The organism is Paenibacillus sp. Dod16 (genome assembly GCF_049893405.1).
Lineage (GTDB): Bacteria > Bacillota > Bacilli > Paenibacillales > Paenibacillaceae > Paenibacillus_AQ.
In genome coordinates, this window is record NZ_JBNDYG010000057.1 from 39,217 (window position 1) to 41,330 (window position 2,114).

Sequence of the window (2,114 nt, forward strand, 5' to 3'; positions counted from 1 at the left end):
TTCCTGCAGGAATTGGTCGTTTTTATCGTATTGGTCGGCGATTCCCATGGAGCCCTGTTCCCCGTAAATCCGTTCCCAGCCCCATAGCGCAAAGCCGTCGGATGAGCCCGATTCATAAGCTTCCAGTTTTTCCTGGATCGTTTTGGCCTCTCCGGTTAACTTCGAGAAGTCGCCGGCCTTGCGCGCAGCATCGATTTCCCGGAATGCATCCACGTTCTTCATGACCGGATACGGCGTGACCGGAGACAGCTGCCACACGCTTTCGGCTTCCGGCGGCGCAAAGTATTTATCGAATTCGGCGGTTTTCCCCCAGTTTTTCTCGAGATGCAGATTGAACATTTTGATGACGGCTTCCGGATGGGCCGCATCCTTCTTGACGGCGAAGAAACGGGTGGTGCTGAATTTGAGCGGCACCTTCGGTGCTTCACCCGATTCGGATACGATCGGGAACGCTTGCCACTGCGCATTCGGATCGTTATCGCGGTTCAGCTGAAGCGGCCAGATGGAATTCCACTGCTCGCCGTACTCCATACCGATCTTGCCGGCCGAGATTTGCTCCGAAACCTTGCCTCCGTCTTTGATACCGAACTCTTGGTCGATCTGTCCGTTTTTGGACATCTCTTGCAAAACCTGAAGCGCCTTTTTCACTTCCGGCTGGATGCTCCCAAAGACGAGCTTGCCGGAGTCATCCTCGATCCAAATGTTAGGGTAGGCATTATATCCGGCCATAAATCCCTCAAGCCCCATCGCGCCCCCCCATAAATCCTTGGTAACGCCAAGTCCGTACGTATCCTGCACACCATTCCCGTCCGGATCGTTCTCCGTAAACGCTTTCGATATGGCCAGTACGTCAGCCATCGTTTTCGGCGGCGCAAGTCCCAGCTTCTCCAGCCAGTCCGTCCGGATCCAGATGTACATGGAACGCTCGATCGAGGATTCCAGTTGAGGAATCGCCATCAGCTTTCCGTCGAACGTAGCGGCGTCAAAAGCACTCGTCCCTTCTTGAAGCAGCACTTCCTTCGTCATTGGGGAAGCGTACGTTTCGTAAAGTTCCGTCATATCCATGATTTGGTCCGAATCCGCCAATTGCTTGAGCTGGGTGGCGTTGACCGGAATCACGTCCGGAAGGTCGCCCGAAGCCAGCGTCACGTTAATTTTCTGCAGGTATTGGTCGGATGTCGGGCTGCCTTCGACCACCCATTTGTACTTGACTTTGATGCCAAGCTCCTGCTCATACAATTGCGTCCATCGATTGTTGTCGATCGTTTCGTCTTTAAGCACGCCCAGCACGTTATTTTCCACGACGTCGCTAAGATCCCTTACGAACGATACCTCGACTGGCGGATCATATTTGCCGAAAGGGCCGTCATTTGCTACGGTGCTTGGATCGGTCTCGGCCGTTTCGTTCGAGCTGCCACTGCCGGACCCGCTGCCTCCGCAGGCCGAGAGCAGGAGTGACGCCATGAATAATACGGATATCGCTCTCCGCCATACTGAATTCCTTTTTTGCATTTGCATCCCCCGTTCCAATGGATTCATCATCTGTACTTGGTTACGCTTTCATTATCACCGACCTCCCTTTGTTCCAACAAGCCTCAACTCTTTACATCACTTCTCCGCTGTTTACCCTTATGCAATTTTGTACATGACAAAGCCCCGACTTCATGATTGAGGTCGAGGCTTCGCTGATCCGTAAAATATTTTATATTTTCAGTTCTCAACTTGAATGTTTGTTGACGCGTCAATAGGTCTTCCCATATTCCTCCAGAGGATATGGTTACCATCATGTATTCGTCCACATAGTCGTATTCCCATTCCATAAATAAAAAAGCAATCCGATAACCTATTAATAAAAAGAATAATATGACAATAGGCTGCCATATATAATCTTCTTTTTAGATATGAATAGAGCCTCTAATCGCCATTTAAGTTATTCGCATTGAAAATGGTTTAAATACAATTAATCCTGAATTTCGAAAGTGCATAAGATCAATGCAAGATGCTAAAGCAATGGCGACTTAAGAAGTGAAAAGGTGGGAGTTTCCCATGTTTTAGTGGAGACGGAAGCTTGCGGCAGATGGTCTTTCCCCCTCCCCAATGAAGAGGCAGTCCTG

The 2,114-nt window shown here is 50.0% G+C and carries 1 protein-coding gene; it reads right to left on the bottom strand.

All coding sequences use genetic code 11. The features are described from left to right. A partial coding sequence (locus ACPV3A_RS31890; protein WP_426203743.1) for an extracellular solute-binding protein occupies positions 1-1,512 on the bottom strand: 1,512 nt, incomplete at its 3' end. Between the last annotated feature and the right edge of the window lie 602 nt (positions 1,513-2,114).